General features: G+C 40.2%; 14 protein-coding genes. 2 read left to right on the top strand and 12 right to left on the bottom strand.

Annotation, left to right across the window (positions count from 1 at the left end):
* Positions 1–61: 61 nt before the first annotated feature.
* The 10 genes from DXA93_RS12290 to DXA93_RS12245 all read right to left on the bottom strand — a co-directional run bounded on the left by DXA93_RS12290 (position 62) and on the right by DXA93_RS12245 (position 16,849).
* On the bottom strand, positions 62–1,894 hold the full coding sequence (locus DXA93_RS12290) for a VaFE repeat-containing surface-anchored protein (protein WP_256372650.1): 1,833 nt from the start codon (positions 1,892–1,894) through the stop codon (positions 62–64).
* Positions 1,876–7,692: a VaFE repeat-containing surface-anchored protein gene (locus DXA93_RS12285; RefSeq protein ID WP_119208463.1), complete on the bottom strand. Its 5,817-nt coding sequence runs from the start codon at positions 7,690–7,692 to the stop codon at positions 1,876–1,878. Before DXA93_RS12285 ends, DXA93_RS12290 begins: the two co-directional genes overlap by 19 nt.
* Before the next feature lie 611 nt (positions 7,693–8,303).
* Positions 8,304–9,683, bottom strand: coding sequence for a hypothetical protein (locus tag DXA93_RS12280; protein WP_119208461.1), 1,380 nt, complete (start codon positions 9,681–9,683; stop codon positions 8,304–8,306).
* Between the two features lie 722 nt (positions 9,684–10,405).
* On the bottom strand, positions 10,406–10,858 hold the full coding sequence (locus tag DXA93_RS12275) for a hypothetical protein (protein ID WP_119208458.1): 453 nt from the start codon (positions 10,856–10,858) through the stop codon (positions 10,406–10,408).
* A gap of 13 nt (positions 10,859–10,871) precedes the next feature.
* Positions 10,872–11,129 (bottom strand): hypothetical protein, encoded by a 258-nt coding sequence (locus DXA93_RS12270; protein WP_117802216.1) that lies wholly within the window; start codon positions 11,127–11,129, stop codon positions 10,872–10,874.
* A 196-nt stretch (positions 11,130–11,325) separates the two neighbouring features.
* Entirely contained in the window at positions 11,326–12,306 is a 981-nt protein-coding gene (locus DXA93_RS12265) for a sigma-70 family RNA polymerase sigma factor (RefSeq protein ID WP_119208456.1), read from the bottom strand.
* Positions 12,307–12,312: 6 nt separating this feature from the next.
* The gene (locus DXA93_RS12260; protein WP_119208455.1) at positions 12,313–14,748 is read right to left on the bottom strand and encodes a type IA DNA topoisomerase; all 2,436 of its coding nucleotides are present in this window, start codon (positions 14,746–14,748) and stop codon (positions 12,313–12,315) included.
* Positions 14,745–15,017: a hypothetical protein gene (locus DXA93_RS12255; protein WP_117802219.1), complete on the bottom strand. Its 273-nt coding sequence runs from the start codon at positions 15,015–15,017 to the stop codon at positions 14,745–14,747. The genes DXA93_RS12260 and DXA93_RS12255 overlap by 4 nt, the downstream gene beginning before the upstream one ends.
* Before the next feature lie 139 nt (positions 15,018–15,156).
* The gene (locus tag DXA93_RS12250; RefSeq protein ID WP_117802220.1) at positions 15,157–16,257 is read right to left on the bottom strand and encodes a hypothetical protein; all 1,101 of its coding nucleotides are present in this window, start codon (positions 16,255–16,257) and stop codon (positions 15,157–15,159) included.
* 79 nt (positions 16,258–16,336) lie between these two features.
* A complete protein-coding gene (locus tag DXA93_RS12245) occupies positions 16,337–16,849 on the bottom strand; it encodes a hypothetical protein (RefSeq protein ID WP_117802221.1) in 513 nt (170 codons plus the stop codon).
* 99 nt (positions 16,850–16,948) lie between these two features.
* Here DXA93_RS12245 and DXA93_RS12240 point away from each other — a divergent pair, with 99 nt between their 5' ends.
* Positions 16,949–17,599 (top strand): hypothetical protein, encoded by a 651-nt coding sequence (locus tag DXA93_RS12240; protein ID WP_117802222.1) that lies wholly within the window; start codon positions 16,949–16,951, stop codon positions 17,597–17,599.
* 12 nt (positions 17,600–17,611) lie between these two features.
* Positions 17,612–17,842, top strand: a complete 231-nt coding sequence (locus DXA93_RS12235; protein WP_117802223.1) for a hypothetical protein — start codon at positions 17,612–17,614, stop codon at positions 17,840–17,842.
* A gap of 102 nt (positions 17,843–17,944) precedes the next feature.
* Here the strand turns inward: DXA93_RS12235 and DXA93_RS12230 are convergent, their stop codons facing one another.
* Together DXA93_RS12230 and DXA93_RS12225 are read right to left on the bottom strand one after the other, a co-directional pair.
* Positions 17,945–18,718 (bottom strand): PP2C family protein-serine/threonine phosphatase, encoded by a 774-nt coding sequence (locus tag DXA93_RS12230; RefSeq protein WP_117802224.1) that lies wholly within the window; start codon positions 18,716–18,718, stop codon positions 17,945–17,947.
* A 1-nt stretch (position 18,719) separates the two neighbouring features.
* Positions 18,720–20,906, bottom strand: a complete 2,187-nt coding sequence (locus tag DXA93_RS12225; protein WP_119208453.1) for a hypothetical protein — start codon at positions 20,904–20,906, stop codon at positions 18,720–18,722.
* Between the last annotated feature and the right edge of the window lie 9 nt (positions 20,907–20,915).

Genomic DNA, 20,915 nt, shown 5'->3' with positions numbered 1-20,915 from the left:
TAGTATTGTAAAAACAAATTGAAAAGCCCTCCGGTTTTTGAATTACCGGAGGGCTTGAAAATTATTTCTTATTTTTTTTCTTTCTTGTTGCAATAAAGAGGCCTGCTCCAAGAACTACAAGTACAGCCGTAACCACTGCCAGAATCGGCATAGTATTGGTATCACCTGTCTGAACAGCCGGAATCGGCGGCGGGGTTAATGTTACGGTCTGATCCGTATCATTAATATCCTTATGCTCGCCAACAGGACTGTCATTGGTCGAGATTGTCTCAAACGCTACCAGAGTTTTGCTTTCAAGACCGTCTCCTTTGAAAGTAAATTCAATTTCAACGGTTCCATCTGCTTTATTCGGGACAAATGTCTTTGTTGCTGTAACTTCTTTTCCGCCAATAACAAGAGCTGATTTAGTCGCCTTGTCCATTAATACACCTGTTACAGTATATTTCTGGCCAGGAATCAAATTTTTATAAGCGATCTTGTCTACTATGGTAAGAGTTCCTTTGGAGGTGAGCTGCTTATCGCCATCTGCCTTATCCGTTGCGGTTGTATGAAGTTCCGGAACATAGATTGTCTGCTTCTCATCATTGATGTCAGCATGAACAGCCACATTCTTTCCTTCATAGGTACAGGTTTCGAATGCTACCAGAGTTTTTCCTTCCAGTCCGGTTGCGTCAAAGGTAAAGGTAACAACAACGGTTCCATCAGCTTTTTCTGGAACAAATTTGGTTTCAGCAGTAACCTCTTTGTCGTTGACAAGAAGTGCTTTTCCTGTTTCTTTGTCCATCAGGGTTCCCGTCATGGTATATTCTTTACCCGGAATCAGTCCCTCGTAAGAAACTGTGTCTTCGAGAGTAACTTTTTCGTCTGCGAGAGCATTATGGCTCTTGCTTTCCGTATCCTGTACTTCAGTCTGGATATGCGGAACATACACGGTCTGCTCTGCGTCATTGATATCTTTATGCTCACGAACGATGATTTCATCATCACCCTTCTGATAATATAAATCCTCGAACGCAACATAAGTGTGTTCAACATCTTCCAGTTCGGTTCCATCAAAGGTAAAGATAACGTCAACTGTTCCGTTCGCTGCCTCTGGGACAAATGTGGTTTGTCCAGTTACAGGAGTGGCTTCATCAGCTACCGTTTCTTCATCATTTTCAGATGTGATCATTTTTGCTTCTACCGCTTTGTAGGTGATCTCACCATCTTCTTCTACTTTTTCCTGCAGTGATCCTTTCAATACATATGTATTTCCCGGGATCAGATTCTCGTAGGTTACAGTATCTGTGATTGTGATATGTCCATCGCGGTAAGAGTTCTTGATACCCGTTTCAGCATCGACTGCTGATGTATGGATATCCGGCAGATATACGGTCTGATTTTCATCGTTAATATCTGCATGTGTTGTCAGCTGAATACCTTTATAAGAAAGATCTTCAAACGCAACTACAGTTTCGCCTGCTACGGATTCTGCATCAAAGACAAAGACTACATCAACAGAACCATCTTTGGTTTCTGCTGTAAAGGTTGTAGATGCCGTAACCTCTTTTCCGTTAACCAGCACAGGTTCTTCCGTATAGGTGACTTCATCTGCAGGCTGTTCGGAATCATCCGGAACATCTGGGGTTTCTGCATCCTGATTGGAATCATTCGATTCGTCCTCATTCTTTACAGGAACTTTCTTCATCAGCTTTCCGGTTACGGTATACTCATGGCCAACGATCAGGTTACGGTACTGTACGGTATCAACAAGTGTTGTCTGTCCAGATACGGCTCCCTGATGATCATCGGTTGTCTGATCTACATTTGTGGTATGGATCTCCGGATAATGCACAGTCTGTCCATCATCTTTCATATCTGCATGAGATGTTACCTTTACGCCATTGTGATACAGATCCTCAAAAATAACGACATCATTTCCCTGTAACTGGTAGAATCCAGGACAAATTCAAGTGTTACTTCGCCGTCTGCTTTTTCCGGAACGAATGTTTTTTCGGAAGTGACATTGTTTCCTTCTGCATCGGTTGCCATTCTGATGCCACTGATTGCACCAGTAGCCGACATTTCAGATGCTGTATAGGTGTATTTCTCGCTGCCACTGGAAATTACAAAGGTAAATACCGGATTCGCATCTTTCAGAGTTTCAGAAGAGTTAATAGTTGCAATAACAGTTCCAGATGCTTCTGTTGGCGTTAATGTACCAGAATAACGTAATTCCGGAATATCATTTCCGTCTGCATCAACTGCAGTTCCCGTTACCTGATATGTCTTTCCAACGGTGAGGCCGTCATATTCAGCGCGGAAACCATACTGATAGGATGCACCCGGATTAACCATTGCGCTTCCTTTTACAGTGTATTCTTTGCCCGGAATTAAATTCTCATAGCGGACTACATCTTTAATGGTTACTGTGCTGCCAATTACGCCTTCTTTATCGTTTGTGGACGCATCGGTTGCGGTTGTATGGATTTTCGGAATATGGACACTCTGATTTTCGTCTGAAATATCTTCATGCCGTGCAACGTCAATATCGTTATGGAACAGTTTCTCAAATGCTACGGTTGTTTTTCCTTCCAGCGCATTGCTGTCGTAGTTAAATAACAGATTAACTGTTCCCGAAGTTTTGGTTGCTGTAAAGGTCATTTCTGAGGTGATTTCTTTTCCATTCTGGGTAATGGCTTTTCCGGTATCCTTATCCATCAGAGTACCTTTTACGGTATAGCTCTTTCCGATAATAAGGTTTTCGTATTTAACCGTATCCACAAAACGGCCATCTTTTGCGGATGTTCCAACGTGATCCTTGGTAGAACCATCAGAAGCAGTCGTACCGATCTTCGGATAGTGGATTGTCTGCTCTTCATCGTTAATATCCGCATGGGATGTTACATTTTTCTTGTTATGGTACAGATTCTCATATACAACGGTAGTTGCCCCAGCTAAATCAGAAGCATCCAGCTTGTATACAAGGTCAATCGTTCCATCTTTTGTCTCTGCCACAAATTCTGCAGACGCTGCGATTTGTTTGCCGCTCGCAACAAGCGGTTTGCCGGTGTCTTTATCCATAAGTACGCCGGAAATGGTATAACGCTTTCCTACTACCAGATTCTTGTAGGATACGTGGTCGATAATCGTTGTCTTTCCGACGGTTCCGACACCATCGTTCGTCTGTTTATCGACTGCGTTCGTACGGATCTCTGGGAAGTAAACGCTCTGCTTATCATCGTTGATATCTGCGTGTGTGGTAACGGTGACTCCGTTATGGAGCAGCTCTTCAAAGATAACAACTGTGCGGTTTTTCAGATTACTTGAATCTAAGGTAAAGGTTAAGGATACTTCGCCGTTCGCTTTTGTTGCCTTAAAGGTAACACTCTGAACAACATCTTTGCCATCTTTGTCTTTTGCAGGAACTGCCTGCTCCGATCCAGATGGTTTAATCATTGCTTTTCCAGAAATGGTGTATTCTTTACCTACTACCAGATTTTTATAGGATACAACATCGGTAATCTGTACTTCTTTACCGATAGTTCCTACCTGATCTCCAGTTTCAACACTTGTAGCTGTTGTCTGAATCTTCGGAATCTGTACAGTCTGGCCTGCATCATTGATATCCTCGTGACGAGCAACATCTTTTTCATTATGATACAGTTTTTCATACGCAACCGTTGTTTTTCCTTCCAGCACGCTGCTGTCATATACAAATGTAAGATCAACGCTTCCTTGGGCTGCCGTAGCTGTAAAACTTGTTTCGGCTGTTACGGCCTTTCCATTCTGCTCAATGGCTTTTCCGGTTTCTTTATCCATCAAGGTACCTTTGATCGTGTACTTCTGTCCAACAATCAAATTGCTGTAAGATACAGTATCAACAAGGCGTGCTTCTTTGGATGAGGTTCCTACATCATCTTTTGTGCTGTGATCCTTTGCAGTGGTGCGGACTTTAGGATAATGAACAGACTGTTCCTCATCATTAATATCCGCATGGGATGTTACATTGATCTTATTGTGAATCAGATCTTCAAAAACAACTACCGTTTTATCTTCCAGCACAGAAGCATCCAGCTTATAGGTCAGATCTACCGTACCGTCTTTGGCGGTTGGCTTGAAGGTTGTTGTTGCTGTGATTTCTTTTCCGTTTACGAGTAACGCCTTTCCGGTGTCTTTATCCATGAGTTTTCCGGAAACCGTATACTCTTTGCCTAGGATCAGATTTTTATATGTTACATGATCAATGATCGTAGTCTGTCCAACAAGTCCTACATGGTCCTTTGTTTGACTATCTGCTGCATTCGTGCGGATGGACGGATAATATACCATTTCGTTTGCATCAGACAGATCGGTTGCTTCTGCTACTTTGGTTTCGCTCTTATCGTCATTGACAAGGTACATTGTCTGTGTGATAACCGCGGTTCCCTCAAAGTCAGATGAATCCCAGTTGAAAGTAACATCGACAGAACCAGATCCTTCCTTGCTGTGTACGTGGAAGTTCTTAGACGCAGTAATTGCTTTTCCATCTGCTCCGGTTAATGCTTTTCCGGTGGACTGATTTACAAGCGTTCCTCTTACAACATATTCCTTGTCATAGGCTAATCCTGTATAGGAAACAGTATCGGTAATCTTGTCATTTTTGCTGCGTACACCACTCTGATCGGCCGTTGCATCATCCTTGGCAACAGTTTTCAGACTCGGAATCGTAACGGTCTGGTCGGTATCGTTGATATCTTCATGGGCCTGGACTTCAATGCCATCCCAATACAGATGCTCAAACGCAACCAGAGATTTTCCTTTCAGTTTCGAACTCTCAAAGCTGAAGGTGATATTCACAGTGCCACTTGATTTTTCAGCAGTAAAAGTCTGCTCTCCGGTGGCAATTACGCTTCTGTCATCTTTTCTGACCAGCTGTCCTTTTAACGTATAAGTACGTCCAACCTTCAGACCACTGTATTTAACTGTATCAACTACGGTAGCCTTTTCACCAACTGGAACACTGTGGGTTCCTGTGGTTGTGTCTTTTGCGGTTGTTTTAAGGACAATTGTATGGTTGACCTGCGGGTTTAAGCTTACATTGGTCTTCTCGGAATCTACGGTTACTGTAGTCTCGATCAGATCTTTTCCATAATTTCCCTTGCAGGCAAGCTCACGGATGGAATAAGTTCCATACTGCAGTGCGCCACGGTCTTTATTTACGGTTCCATCACCAAACCATGTTCCATACTGGCCGGAAAGTTTCGATTCATCGGTAATCTTCTTTCCGTCCTGATATTTATCAAGGCCATTGGTATTGGTTGTATGTGCGATTTCTGAGGTATCTACAACACCATCCTTATTGGAAAGGACAACGTGGGATTCCTTGGTTTCATTATTGGTGATCAGGAATGGAATGTTTGCCATTGCACTTCCATCATCATCGATCTTATAGAAATGAAGATCTCCACGAATGATGTTATCCGAAGCAGTAAATCCATCCTCTGCAATCACGGTATCACCATAATGCAGTACAACTGCATCACCTTTTTTCTGAATAGTACCGAAAAATTTACCTTTTACCGAAACATCGCCATTGGCGAAATTATTGTCTTTGTTGTAGCCTTTGACAGCACTGGTTTCTTCAATAGTAATTGTTCCTAACGGTAAAATTGGGCTGCCATTGGCATCGAGATAGAAGTCATCGCCTTTTACTTTGCATGTTTCACTTAACTGCGCGCGGTAAATGTCTTTGCCTCCAACCGTTCTCTTGATGGCTTTGATAACCCATGTTTTGGTCGCTTTTTCAGGAAGATCAGACTCTTTTTCATAGATCTTATTGTAATATTTTACTGTAAACTCTGTACCGGAAAGATCTTTAGAAGTATCCTTATTTCCTTCAGAATCGACTTTATTGATCGTAATAACTGCTGGGTCATTTAACGGTTCATCTGTCATGGTAACTTCTGCTGTCTTTTCTGGTTCTACTTTAATAGAAGGCATTTCTGTATTAAGTTCAAAGCCCTCTGGAGCAGAAATTTCTTTGACTTTGTATGTTCCAGCATCAACCTTGCCAAAATCGGCAACACCTTTTGCATTTGTTTTTGCTGTTGCCACCTGTTTTCCATTTGAATCGATCAGTGCAAATTCAGCACCCTCTAAGGAATAGCAGCTATTACCATTCGTCAGGGATTCATTGGCAGATTTTTTGATTACCTTTGCTTCGCCCTGCTGCAGCCATGTTACAGTCAGCGATGTAGAGGAAGTATTCGGGAACATCTGGATATAGGTTGTATGCTGTACGGAGTCATCTCCAGTATCAACGATCATTGCCTGAGAATCATTCATGGATGCGCCAAGCTCTCCGGTGGAATAGGTTTTTCCCGGATTCGTGCCGGCCTTCGCAAACAAGAAAAATTTCTGTCCACCATTGATGGTAACATTCTGATTCGTGTACTCTCTGTCGGGAGAATACAGATGGATGTATACACCCTGCGGAATTTTCATTGTTACGCTGTTCATATCATTCGCATTCAGAGTAATATCCGGTGTACGCTGTTTACCATCGGTAGAATCGATGTAAGCAGTAGCCTTTGTTTTACTGAACGCAACTTCCGTACTTTCGATCAAATGTGCTTTTGCAAAATCGAGAATAGGCTTTGCAAGATCAATACCATTCTGTTTTCCCTCTTCGCCAGACAGCTGCTCATTTCCATTGTACGCATAGTTCAGCGCAAATGTAGTTCGAATAATGGCTTCTTCCTGTCCCATACCAGCAAGAGGACCTTTGCTGAATCCCTGACCGCTCTCTCCATAGTAGAGAACTGTACGGGCAAGGTTGTTATCAAATGGATTAGCAACACCGGAGTTGGTATATCCATTATGATCCGGCGTATGTTTTTCCTGCTGCATACAGAAAGCTCTCTTATTATCGATGATAAAAATCGGAACCGATCTACCACCGTAATGTGCAAATCCCATTGTGCTGATTGTTACTTCTTTGCTTTCAGCTCTGGATCTTGACAGATCAAACAGTGCAATTTCGGATACATCCGGAAGTTTATAGGCTTCTGGACCAGCCGCAGGCTCGTCGGCACCTGGGTCGGTGGATAAAATTGAATTATCAACCGTATCCGTTGTCTCTGCTGCATTTTCCGAAGGATTCGATGTTACTTCGCCTGCCGCATTCGACGCAGATTCATTATCCGCACTCCTCTGGAATGCGATTTCAAGAATCTTGTCTCCTTCCACAGCAATATCATTTGAATACTCCTGTGTTTTTTCCGGCAGATCAACATCATCTGCTCCTGCATCTGTAGTTACTCGATACGTTGCGATATAATTTCCGTCATCGCTCGTGACTTTGGTTTTAACAACAGTACCTTTATCGGCTTCAAGGACAAGATCATAACTATTTTCCGGTTCTGCAGTCGTCACATTGCCGTTTGCATCGGTAATTGTTGTTTTGTCGTTCTCTTTTCGGATTGTCTGCGTATTTTCTTTTCCATCACTACTCTGTGTTGTGACTACAATACTTCCGCCGGCATTATCAATCTGGATTGATAATGTACCACGTTCCACTGCTTCCGGAATAATATCCGTAGTTGTGGATGGATCGTTGTCATCATCTGTTGCGGCGCTGACGGTATTTACGCCAACCGAACCGCTACTCATTGCTACCAGCAGTAATCCGGCAGTGACTTTCCGAAGATAGTCCTTCATTTTCTTCATCATCACGCAATCTCCTTTTCTATATTTTTTTATCCAACCCGGGTGACGAATCCGGAGTCGAATAAGGGATATTTATTTGTCCCTGTATATAGTATTGTAAATCCAACTATTTTTTTTGATCGTTTTTTCAAAAGTGCTTCGGCGGGTTGATTTTTGCTATATGCTGTACGCAACGAATGCGAAAGAAGAGGGAAATATAGAGGATCAAATGATGCGGAGACATATGGTAGGCAAGTGGTAGACGATCTGGAAGCGCAGAATAGAAAGAAAGGACCATGAAATTTCCATGATCCTTTTCAACACTATAAAGTAATTCACGAGGTAGTAATAACGGATTTTCCGTTTACCAAAAATGAGGAATCGACTTTTTCGATTGCGGGAAACAAGTATACTAACAAAAACAGATCAAACAAAAACAGTGTAAAAAATAATTGTTGTGCATCTGGCCCGGATGACACGAAGCATGAATTCGAAGCGGCAGAGAATATCAAATCATCAGTCAGCCAAAAGAAGGCATCTGCTCCAAACCGAAAGGAAGCAAATGAGCTATTCGAACATCTTTGGGCGCTTTATTCCTCAAAGAGGGGGAAAGGACAAGTCAGCGACTAGAAATATCAATTTTTAGTAGCTCCGCAACCACTGCACTTATAGCCAGTCAATCTTTGCTCAGTTCTGGCTTGCTCGTCTACAATTGTTTCGTCATATGCTTCGCTAACCAATCTCTGTTCATCATATGCGTCCTGATCCATAACCGTTGTGCTTCCAACACAAACTTTTTGTGAACTATAGCTATGATCCGTAACAGCCGAATGATCACCTACAGCTTCGATTGCATCTGGACCATATCCAAAATCTTCCCCACATACATTGCATACCTGATGGTATTCATAAATTGGTTCCTCATGGGTAACCGCGTCATGGTGGATTGTCTGATATACTGCATCGTGATGGACGGTATGGGTTTTCGCTGGGATGTTTACGGTCGTATACTGCTCAACCCAATTATGTTCATGAGGAGCCTTAGTTGGAGCAGGTGTGGCGGTTGGAGCCTTAGTTGGAGCAGCAGTCGTTGCCGGGGTACTTGGCTTCTTGGTTGGAGCAGGCGTTGATGTTGAAGAAGATTTCGGGACACTCTTGGTCGGAGTCGGGGTCGTTTTAGTGCTTGCGCTGGTATTCTTTTGGGACTCCGTATCCTTTTGGGCTTCTTCCTTTGGCTTATCCGTAGGTGTAGGCGATGCTTTCTTTGTATCTTCTTTCTTTTCGGAAGTATTTGATTCCTGTTTTTTGTCAGAGGTTGTTACCGTATTTGAAACTTCTTTTCCCGAATCAGCCGAAACTGATGTAGTTCCCTTTTTTTTACAGGACTCCGGAATTTCTGTCTTTTCTTCAACCTCAGTTCCATCGCTCTTTTTGCAGATCTCATCTTTGGACCCAATTACTACCGTATCTTTATCAGCCAGCTTTTCGGCTTCTGTTTCGGAAACAACAGATACTTTCTGGGTAATGGTAATAACAGGGTTTGTATTGGTGGTATATTTGGCTCCTCCCGGGGTTGCCTTCGGGTTTTCTTTTGAGGACAAATATTCAGCCAGCTTCTCTGCATTTATCTCTACTTCATATTTTACTTCATATTCCCCAACTTTTTCTAAATCAATCCCTGAACCACTGGCAGAAATGGAATTTACAATATCCTTATCATAACAAATTCCATGCAGCAGGTTTGGAGAATCAGCGCTTTGTAAAATATACAGATCATGAATTCCAGATACTGCATCTTTGATATCTTCCTCAGTATAATTATCCTCAGTGATAATATCTTCAGAGGAATCCACAACGGAATGGCTTTCTTTTACAATGGAAGAACTGGAAACACTCTGGGATTCAGAATTACCTGTTTCTGGAGCAGTCTGCGTTTTCGGAGTCCCGCATCCTCCCAATCCGGTACTCAATAATCCTGTCATAACCAATAAGGACATTTGCGTTCGTTTTCTCATAAAAAGATCTCCTTTCTTTTCTTAAGGATGTATTTCGGTTATATATGGTATTCCAAAAAAGATTTCTATTGCGTTTTCACGTATATGAAAAAATTGGGATATCTCGGATAACCCAAACTGTTCTTTATTATACCGCGGCTACAACGGAACTACAATCATCTTATTGTTTTATAGTACAAGATAAGACTATTATTGTATCGTAAGGGACGATAATTGAATCACTTGGGACAATAAAGCAGATAATTATTTGAAATTCGCTAATGAATTTCATGTACCAGATCTCAAAAATGACCTTTTACGGTCCGCAGATAATCCCAGGTAACAAAATTAGGGAAAAATATAGGCCAGAGGTCGCTAAATAATGCTTTCGTGTTGGAAAGTGGTAGGATAATATATTTTTTTAGGCTATTTTTACTGGATTTTTCTTATTTTTTTGGCATATTTAGAGGGAGTCCTATATTATCCCTAATAAACAAGGTCTTTCAAAAACGTCTATAGATAAAGCAAATTCTTGCTTCAGTTCTAAATTCAAAAAAATGGTCTAATATAAGACTATTGTATTATTTTAGACTATAGTTTTTAGTAGGACTATAATCAAAGGCAAAAAAAACAACCTGGGAGATTTCCCAGGCTGTCATGTATTTCACTTAATTGCGTTTTGCTTCCATGCAAACATCATTCCCAGCGTAGCCATCTGGTGGCAAATCCTCCTCAAAGATTTTCTAAGCGCATATACGCCTACATGCACGATCAAATTCAAATGTAGCAGCAGCAAGCATATCTACGCCAAATTGCCATTTTTCTGTTTGGATTCCACGATACTTCTGCCACAAAGCTTCCAAGCCATCATATGCCATCTTACAAAACGATTCACTGGATTGGCAGCTCGTGAGTACCCGTCCAAGCATGTTCCGGAATAAAACATAATATTCCTTAAAAAAGTCAACATACTGTTCCAGGCTAATTGTCTTCCATGTTTTCTGCTCCGTTACTCGCCCAAGTGCAAATAACAGATCAAAGGAGAAGTCTCCCGGGTAGAACTGGATAAACTTCTCTGAATATTGGGAGAATGAAGCATTTGAATCTTCGGAAGTATACATTTCACGAAAAAATTTGTTAAAATCCTGAAACAGATTGAAATAAAAACTTCCTTTTGAAAAATTGTAACAATCCATAAAATTCCTCCAATCATTCATGAATACATTTTTCGTAAAGCATCACAATTGAGTAACCGATCACCATGATCAAGATAGCTTTAAAGATCTTATCCGCCTCAATAGCTACGGTAATCCACCACATAACGAAAAACGCACCCAAGATCCCTAATAATTCCAAAATATCATCCTTGTTTTCTTCGATGTATCTTTCGAACCGTACACCTAACCAATATCCAATTTCTCCTAAAGTATCCAATGTTTCATTAAATTTTTCATTGAATTTTTTCATTAAAGTCGTCCTCTCTTTGACAAAATGTATTTCAGATCTTATAGGTTTCGATACTCCTTTCATCGTTTATTTGATCTGATATTCATAGAATTAGAAAGGCGAAAAAAAATAAGCGAAACCTTTTACAGTCTCGCTTATTTGGATATCCATTATAAATAATCTCTTAACAATGCTTTTCTTCGCGGAGAACGCATTTTCATGAGGCTTTTGCCTCGATCTGACGGATTCGTTCTCTGGTGACGTTCATTTTCGAGCCAATTTCCTCTAATGTCTGTGGCTTTTCGCCGTTAAGACCATATCGCATTTCCAACACGGCTCTCTCACGCTCTGTTAAACTATCCATTGCTTTTTCCAATGCATCACACAACGATGAATAGACAGCGGATTTTTCAGGATTTGACTGCATATTTGTAGCCGGGACAAAATCTCCGATCGAAGTATCTTCCTCCTCACCAATTGGTAAATCCAAGGATGCCGGCTGTTGCTGATAATTTCTTAACGCAGCTAAGGCCTCTTCAGAAATTCCAAGAGCTTTTGCAATTTCGCTCTCTTTTGGATCTCGCTGCAGTTCCTGTCTCAATTTAATTTCCATCCTGCGAGCTTGATTAAATTTATCAAAGAGATGGACCGGAATACGAATTGTACGACTGTCATTACAGATAGACCGTGTAATCGCCTGTCGAATCCACCAAGTCGCATAAGTGGAAAACTTATATCCCTTCCTGTAATCAAAGCGGGTGACCGCATTCATGAGTCCCATATTTCCTTCTTGAATTAGATCCATAATGGAAAGATTCGAACCTCCAACATAGCGTTTAGCAACACTTATGACCAGACGTAAATTAAAACGAATAATCCTATCCCTTGCCTCAGCGTCTCCGGCCTCATACCTTTTAAAAAGTTCTTGCTCTTCTTCCAGACTCAAAAGAGGATCATTTCCAAGTTCGTTCAGGTACATCTTAACAGAATCAGTGCAATCTAAATCAAAATCGTCCTCTAATAAAGTATCATCAGAAGAAGCATTTTCCTGCTCCACAAACTTAAAGTAAATAACCTCGGCCTGTTTTTCATCAATTCCCTCTTTGATACAGCTTTTCCTAAACTGTTCAAAAGAAGACTGTTCTTCATAGATCTTCTGCAATCTTGAGGTGATTACCATATTTTCCTTCGTTTCCATAATTTCTTACCACTCTTCCGTTTCAAATTTTGTCTGCTTGCTATCCCTGTCCAGTACAATTGCTGCACGGAATTTATTTCCTTTTTTCGACACAAAAGAAATATAATTAGCCGTTCGGCCATCAACAAGGATCTGACGAACCTCATCTTCTGTCAGCTCGTGTTTACAAACGTTTGTTCCTAAATGAAAGCCGCATCCGGAACGATCTGGGCAAGCATATCCCCAATCATACTTTTTCAACGACTTGTTGCAGAATGGGCAAATTAATTCAGTTTCTTCTGCCGGCGGGAAGTAGAATTTTACCTTTCCGGATTCACGATCAACGATCAGCCGTGCATTAAATTTTTTCTTTTCTTTTGACACAAATCCTCTGATTGTCTGTGTCTGTCCCTCCTTGAATAAAAGTTCCAGATCTGCGGTTTTTAATGTTACTCCGCAAACCTTTTTGGGAACTTTAAAATCACAAGTTTTTTCTTTATGGCCGGAGCAGCCATACATATTCAAGTATTCTTCCATTTTCTTACCGCATATAGGGCATGTGTAATCTGTCATTTTTCCTTCTTTCCCAGCGCCTAAAATAGGATTTATAGGGGCTGTTATAACTTGATTTGTCCAGTTTCGAACAGATGCTTGTAAGTCACTGAGGAAAGATTCATAAGAATCCATTCCATTTTCTATATCATCAAGTCGTTTTTCCCATTGCGCTGTCATAACGGCCGATTTTAGTTCTTGAACAGGAAAACATGCAATCAAATTTATTCCTTTTGTAGTTGGAATGATTGTCTTGCCTTTCTTTTCTATGTATTGTCTATCTTCCAGCGTCTGGACGATAGATGCCTGTGAGGAAGGTCTTCCTAATCCTAGCGGACGTTCCCCGGGCTTCCCAGCCATGAGCCTACGCAGCTCTTCATCCTCTAATGTTTTTCCGCAATTGATCATTGCGTTCAGCAGAGTTGCGTCTGTATAACGTTTAGGCGGTTCCGTTTCTTTTTTTAACGCTTCGAAATCAGCGGTAACTATCTCACCATTCTTAACATTTGGGATAATTTTATCTTTTGGAACACCAAGAACAGCTAAAAAGCCTGCCGACACCAACGTCATTCCTGTTGTTTCAAATACTTCATTCTCAACAACTGTCTGAAATTTTGTTTTGTTAAATACCGCATCCGGGAACAGCATGCAGATTACAGACCTCGCAATTAAGTCATATAGTTTTCCTTCATCACCAGTAGGCATTCCCGCTTTGGGGGTTGGTACAATAGCATAATGGCTGGAAACTTTATGACTATCGAAATAATGTCTGTCTAAGGGATCTACTCTTCTTCCAGTGTTGTACTCAGAATACACTGTAAGAGACATCAAATGGTCGATGGTCCGCTGCATTTCTTCCCCCATATCATCTGGCAGATAGACGGAATCTGTACGTGGATATGTTATATATCCGTTTTCATACAACTTCTGTGCCAACGAAAGTGTCTTAGACAGTGAAAATCCATATTTTTTATTGGCATCCATCTGCAGTGTGGACAGATCGTACAAATATGGCTTTTTCTTTTTGATCTGCTCCGTGTGCAGATTGGATATCACACCAACATGTGATCCATTCTGCAGCTTACTTAATAATTCATGTGCTTCCTGAGCGTTTGGAATTTTTTGTGATACATGGGTTCCGATATATTGGATTCCCTTTTGTGTCGCAAATTTTCCCTGAAGGACAAAATAAGGGGTTGGCTTAAAATCATGTATCTCATTTTCCCGTTGCACAATCATATTCAGGACCGCTGTTTGTACACGCCCAATTGACAGTACCCCATTGTTCGGATATTTAAGTGTACAGGCGACTGTAAGATTCATTCCAACGATGAAATCTCCTGTTGAACGCGCTCTTCCGGACTCAATAACAGATAACCGATCTGTACTGCTAACCAGATTTTCAGGTAAAAAAGCCTTTTGAAAAGATTCCTGGGACTGTTCATGAAAGATAGCCCGCGAGTATGGAGTATTACACTGCATATAGCGATACAAATAATCCATAATCAAATCACCTTCACGATCACTATCTGTCGCACAGATAATATGATTTGCTTTATTGAAGATGTTTTTTATGACGTTGTACTGTTTCGTATTGTTGCCAAGCAATTTAAGCTCATAATGGTCTGGAATATATGGTAATGGAATATTTTTCCAATTCTGATACCGTATATCAATGTCCGGAAGTTCCTTGAGCGTACACATATGCCCATATCCCCAAGTAACATAAGCTTCCTGCCCCTGATAGCGGATTTTAAAATATCCATTTTTAGTCCGTCGGGCCTTGATCTGACGTTCGTATTTTTCCAATTGGCTGAATGTTACCACTACACCATTTTCCAACGGAATCCCGAATAATGCCGCCGCGATTTTAGTACCCATATCTGGTTTTTCTGCATAAATCGCAATCATTTTGTTTCCTCCGTTTCCAAAGAATCAACCAAAACCAAATTTTCACATAAAAATTTACGAACCATTTTCCGAGCTTCTTTATTTTCTTCTGTTGTGATGCCAGTAACATCGATCCAGATCAGAAAATCAATATATTTTGCTGGATTTTTTTCAATGTATTCTGAAAAATCCCACAAAGTCGGAGCGTAATCTTCTGCTTGAAACCTCATGATTCGAAATTTTTCGCACATTTTATCGTAATCTTCATACGTGCAAACAATTTTTGACATTTTACACCTCCCTATTAGAATGAGAAATTCAAAGGAAAATAGCTATTTCCTTAATTTAGAATTACAAAATTTATCAAATTCCAATTTTCACGTACGAAAAAAAAGCACTAACAATCAAATCGACTGTTAGCGCTTTTCCTTAATTAATAAAACCCGTGATGGATTTCTTTCCACAAAGTCCCCACTTATCTTTTTTGTTTGCTTCTACATTTGATTGCAGTGCTTCTTTTATCTCGTCTTCGGATTTTGCAGTTACATTATTTTTTAGTCTATTCCAAGAATCAGATGCCGCATCTGTAATCGCATTGACTTTTCGTGTAATCTTACCGCTGGCATTGGTAGCCTGCTTGATTTGTTTTAGCTGATTTTTAGCTGCCTGTTTGTCTGATCCGGCAAACAACACCGACGAATCGGTATCTACAATCTTTAATAGCTCTTTTTGGGTTTTCTGAGTCAAATCGGTATTCAGATTGTTATAAATGTTCTGATTGGCTTCTGTCGCCTTGTCGAATAAATCTTTCTGGGTTTTCTGTGCTTCCTGTCCGCCGCTATTCATTTTACTCAATTTTGAATATGATTGTATTGAATACGCATCGGGTCCAGAAGCCGCCTTTTGAAAAATCCACTGTGTATTGATACTGTCTTTGACACTAGAAACACCAGAACTTGACAAAGCATCCTTATAGATATCGCTCACATTGGAGGCTGCACTACTAACCAGATGTGACATATCATAGCCTTCTGGCAAGGTAGGCGTTGATAAAGATAATTCTTTCGTTACATCTCCAAATTGACTTTGAAAGAGTTGCATGCTATTTCCGGATTGCCCGCTTGCATCCACATAATCACTATACGTATTCATGCATTGCGAAGCCAGAGAAATATACTGCGCATTTGTGGCCGAACTATCATAGCCACTTGCGATATCTACATCCGATAAATCATATAGATTCTCGGTTGGAAATGTAATTTCATAATTTTGAGCATAATACTCAGCAAGATCAAGCTGTTCTGTCGAAGCCATCTGATTCTGAACCTGTTGATACATGGACTGAAAATCATCCGTATCCACAATAGTATCCATATAGTCTGCCTTTAACGTCTGCAATGTTCGTGCTATTTCAGTGCTATCCACACTTGATACATTAGCAGAAGCTTCTTGGTTAAGTGCATACACATTAGATGTTTGCAACACCGTTGCAATAATTAATACAGAAGGCAATATCCTCGTACTTTTCATAAATCTTCCCCTTTCCTAAACTACTATACCGCGGTTAACACTTTTCGATTATAGTATCATAAATCAATCCCATAACAATTTAGGGATTTCCGGCGGCAATGGCCGTTTGTGCTGCTGTATATTTTGACATGGAATCAATGATATTTTGGTGTAACGCCAAATATTTGTACGCGAGTGTGGTAACATCTCCACTATTTTCACGAGCCATATCTAAGATCTCCTGAAGATGCGTCAATGTCTCCTCAACACCTTCACAAGCATATTTCTGATTATATGTATAAGATCCAGTTCTTACAGGATGATTTTCCTTTTCCTGTTGATAGCTAACCTGAATTACGCTTAATTGATTTTGCAGCAAACTAACATGATTCAAGAAATCGTCCTCAGAAATGCTTTCGGCAATATAGAGAGAAAAAATGTCATCCATTTCACCCGCATATACAGATAAATCATTAATATAGTCGCTTTGCCGTTCATACCATTGTTTTCCAGTATATTGTTTCTGGTATTTTTGAAAACTTTTAAATGCAAAAATCCCCAAAATACTTAATGCGATTATTGTGACACATAAAATAATTTTCTTTTTCGTCATTACTCAAATTTCCTTTCTGTCGTACGTGAATTCGTTTTTTGTTTTTTGTTTTCTAATACTATAAGTTGAAGGGAAAAAACGAAGGAGGTTTCATAAACTATGAATTATGCACTTTTTGTTGAGTATGAAGGCATTTTATTAGGGAATACTCAAAAATTTTCTCAATTATCCCTAACCCGTTTGCGAGAAAAGACTACAGCAAAACAAATTTTACGTTTCATCTTTGAAGAGCTTTTAGAATGGACGCCTGAACAAGTCCGTGACTATTTAACCCCTCAGATAGCCGAACAGTTGCATTTAACCAGAATTGTTCATCAAATCGACTTTCCATCCGAATGCAATCCAGAGACAGATCTTTTCTACCTTGCTGCTTTTGTGTATCCAGAACAGATTCGTATCTCCAAACGGAAACAGGTTTTGTTTGTCTACGAAAAAGTATTACAGGGAAAACTCAAAAAATTTCCCAAAAATTTTTTCTTATCTGGAGACGCAGAATACAATTTGGAAATTTGCCTTGCCTATGCGTTAAATCACTTTGGAAACTTTCATTCAGTGGAAGAACTGTATGGTTTTTTCGCAGACAAACGCAAATTCTGCCATTTTGCCAAAGAACACAAGTTAATAGAGCCTATTCGTAATCTATACGAAAATCCCGTAGAACTTCTTCATAATACACTTCCTAGTGAAATGCAGAACGACTTTTTCTATGAGTATTATTCGTACCAATACAGTTTGAATAGTGGAACATAACGGAGGAAATATATGATCATTCATCTCAAGGACACGGCTATACAGCTTAATCCAAGTGAAGTGCGGGCAGCCAAAAAGTTAATTTCTCGTTTCATCACTTCTGTAAGTTCGGCATCAAAACGCACAGGCCAAATTTCCTTTTACTTTACGGTTCTGATTATTATGCATATTATGTCTCAACAACTTTTGGAAACGTTCGACCCGAAAGATTTACAGGAAATCATGAAAAAGTACCAAAAATAATGCCATATGACTTCTTTACGTCAGAAACATGTTCTGATGGATAGCTATAGTAGAGAAAAGCTCCCTAATTTAAGCGTAGGGAGCTTTTCTTTTACTATCCATTTACAGAAAACCAGATGGCATGTAAATCAGCATTGCGGACATATTGTCAGGATATTTAACAATATTTTTAGCTGCATTAACAAGTGCATTGGTAGCTTCCGTCCCCTCCGGTGGCGAATTTAGGATGATCTCAGACATTGCATCCGGGCGCAATGCATAATGGATTCCATCTGTAGTCATCAATACCAAATCCTGCTCCTGCAATTTTCCGGAAATTGTGTCAATCCGCGGGTTAATGATCTTTCCAATTCCACTGGTTAGCTTTAATCTTCCGTCATGCACATAATATGTCTCGCTATCAATCTTCCCTTCCTGTAATAGTTCGTACGCTTGCGTATGATCATGAGTAATCAGATTGACTTTTCCATTGCGGATAATATACAGCCTGGTATTACCGCTATGTCCAATTGCTATTTTGCGGTCCGGCAAAAACAAGCAGCATGTTACACTTGCCGAATAACCGGAAAACAATTCTTCATTTCCCATTTGAAATGCTCCCAAAATCCGATTCGCATCATTCATAGCCTTTTCGAGGAAAAATTTCGGATACTTTATTAGCAAATCCGGTTTTTTCCCAAACGAATCCTTGATGTTTTCAATTATGTCCATAGCAACAATAGATGCTGGTTGCGGTCGCTGCGGCATAGAACCTGTTCCATCCGCAACGATGCACAACAATGTTTCCTCATCAAGCTCGCAGAATTGCACAAAATCCTCCTGCTGCTCTCGTCCAACCCCAATGTCTGATGTCGCACCACATATATATTTTGGCATATTAAGAATCCCCTTTTACATTTTTCGAGTCATTCATTTTTTCTTCGAGATGTAAAAGATGTTTCTTCTTTCGAGTAAAGTGTAAAAACATGCCTATAAGAACTGCAATTCCACAGCCGATAATCACAAGTAATATTAATAATACTTGTATTCCTCTGTTTTCATTTACCGTTTCTTCTACAGCATCTTTTACTTTCTCTGGGCTTGTCTTTTCAATTTTTTCTGCCGGGGCTGTTGTAACTCTTGCAGCGTCAGAAGAACTTTCAGTCTTTTCAGAAGTTTGCTTATTCGAAAAATCATCTGTAACTGCAGTTTCCTGTACCGCAGTAGTAGCAGTCGGACGCAATTTATCCACAATATCGTTTGTTTCCTGCTTCTTTTCAGCTTTTAACGTATCACCCGATGTTGTATTTGAAACTGATACATTTGGTGTGAGTGGCTTCAGGTTTGCAGCCTCTTTTTTGACAGAATCACTTTCGCTTGGTACTGTTGTTGGTTCCGGCGTAATCGTTGGTGTTGGTATCGGTGTAGTTGTCGGGTTTGGGGAAGGTTCCGGAGCCTGTGTCGGAGTCTGTGTTGGTTCCGGCTCTGGCTCTGGTGTTACCGTTGGCTCAATTGTCGGCTCTGGTGTTGGAGCCGGCGGGGTAACAACCTTCTGTAAGGTCAACTTTTGAATGTTAGATTCTACCGTTTGGACAAGATTATTTGCATAATATCCATTTGCAACAGCTTTGATTTCAATCTCTTTTTCAGAAGAAGTTTGATTGCTTGCAGTGATTACCATATCTCTGCTTTGCGAAAACGTGCCATCTTTTGTATATACGACCATTTGAAAAGAACCTATTTTATCGTATAAAAAAATGGTTTTGTTCAAGATACTGGGATGTTGACCATTAATTGTAATCAAACGTTCTACGGAGTTTCCCTCTGAATCAACAAATTCCGGGACACGTATTGTTTCCACTGTCAAATCAGATGGAATATAAAAATCTACCACATAACCCGTGACAGATGTTGTCGCTGTTGCATTCATATTATTAAATGTAAGTTGTACATCATCCTGTCCAGGAATTATTGTGGCTGAACTGGAAACTTTTGGACTTTCCATCTGATATTCACAAATAAGCTGTATCTTTTGAGAGGCTTCTGTTTTTACTTCCTGATCATCACCATAGACCGCTTTTACGTATGCCTGGATCAAAACATCCTCACTTTTTGCATCCTGTTGAATGTTTTTTAATAACAGTGACAAACTTTTTGTTTGTTTGAAGTCATATGCAGGACTATCGTTGTCTTCATCTTGACTATTGTCGTCTTCAATCAAACTATTATTGTCCTTTTCGAGACAAATTTGTAACAGAACTTTGGAATCAGAGGTAATGATTCCTTCCGTATATTCTTTCCCATCAACAAATAGTGTACTTGTTGCATGTTCAAATTCTGGAAGATCAATCTGCTCAATTTCTGTTCCTTTTGGGATGATCAGTTGACATTCATAGCTGGAAAGTTCTGCTGTTCCGGTTCCAGCCAAACCATCCAATGTCACCTTGGCTGTTTGACCGTAAGAAAGCTTGTCCTGCTCTGTTTTCCATACTGGTGTTTCAATTTTATAACTCGTTTTCAAAACCGTTGCTGAGACTGTTTCGTCTACCTTTGATGTGAAGTTCTCCCCGTCTTCTGATTCCCGAATAGTCCCTTTTAATTCTACAGTATCAGACGCTTGTGACATATCAATGTCGCCATCAATTACCATCCCTGACATTGAAGCATCTGAATTTGCAATTTCACCTGCCGGCTGCAATTTGATGCTTGAAATTTCTCCATAATCAGAAAGTTCGACTTGAGCGTTTTCGGTCGTTTGAAGCTGATATTCCATTCCATCATCTTTAAGAATCGAAACAACGACATCTCCATCGTAGTTTTTCCAATCTCCAACGACTAATTTCTTAGCCACGAAAGCGTTATCCCACGACGTTTCGACCTGCGTAAATTTTTGATCGTTCCCATCTGATTGATAATCATATTGATATGATTGATCTAACGCTTCGTCGCTTATTATCTCTGTCTTCTGCATAATCTGCAAATTTGGCGTGAGATCCGCATTGGCCCCTGCCGGAACAGTTATTAGTCCAGAAGCCAAACTGACTGCCGTTATTGATGCTATTTTGCGTGCAATTTTTTTCTGCATTTTAACTCC

This window comes from Blautia sp. OF09-25XD (assembly GCF_003482095.1).
GTDB classification, from domain to species: domain Bacteria; phylum Bacillota; class Clostridia; order Lachnospirales; family Lachnospiraceae; genus Fusicatenibacter; species Fusicatenibacter saccharivorans.
This window is presented reverse-complemented; position numbering and strand designations above follow the sequence as displayed.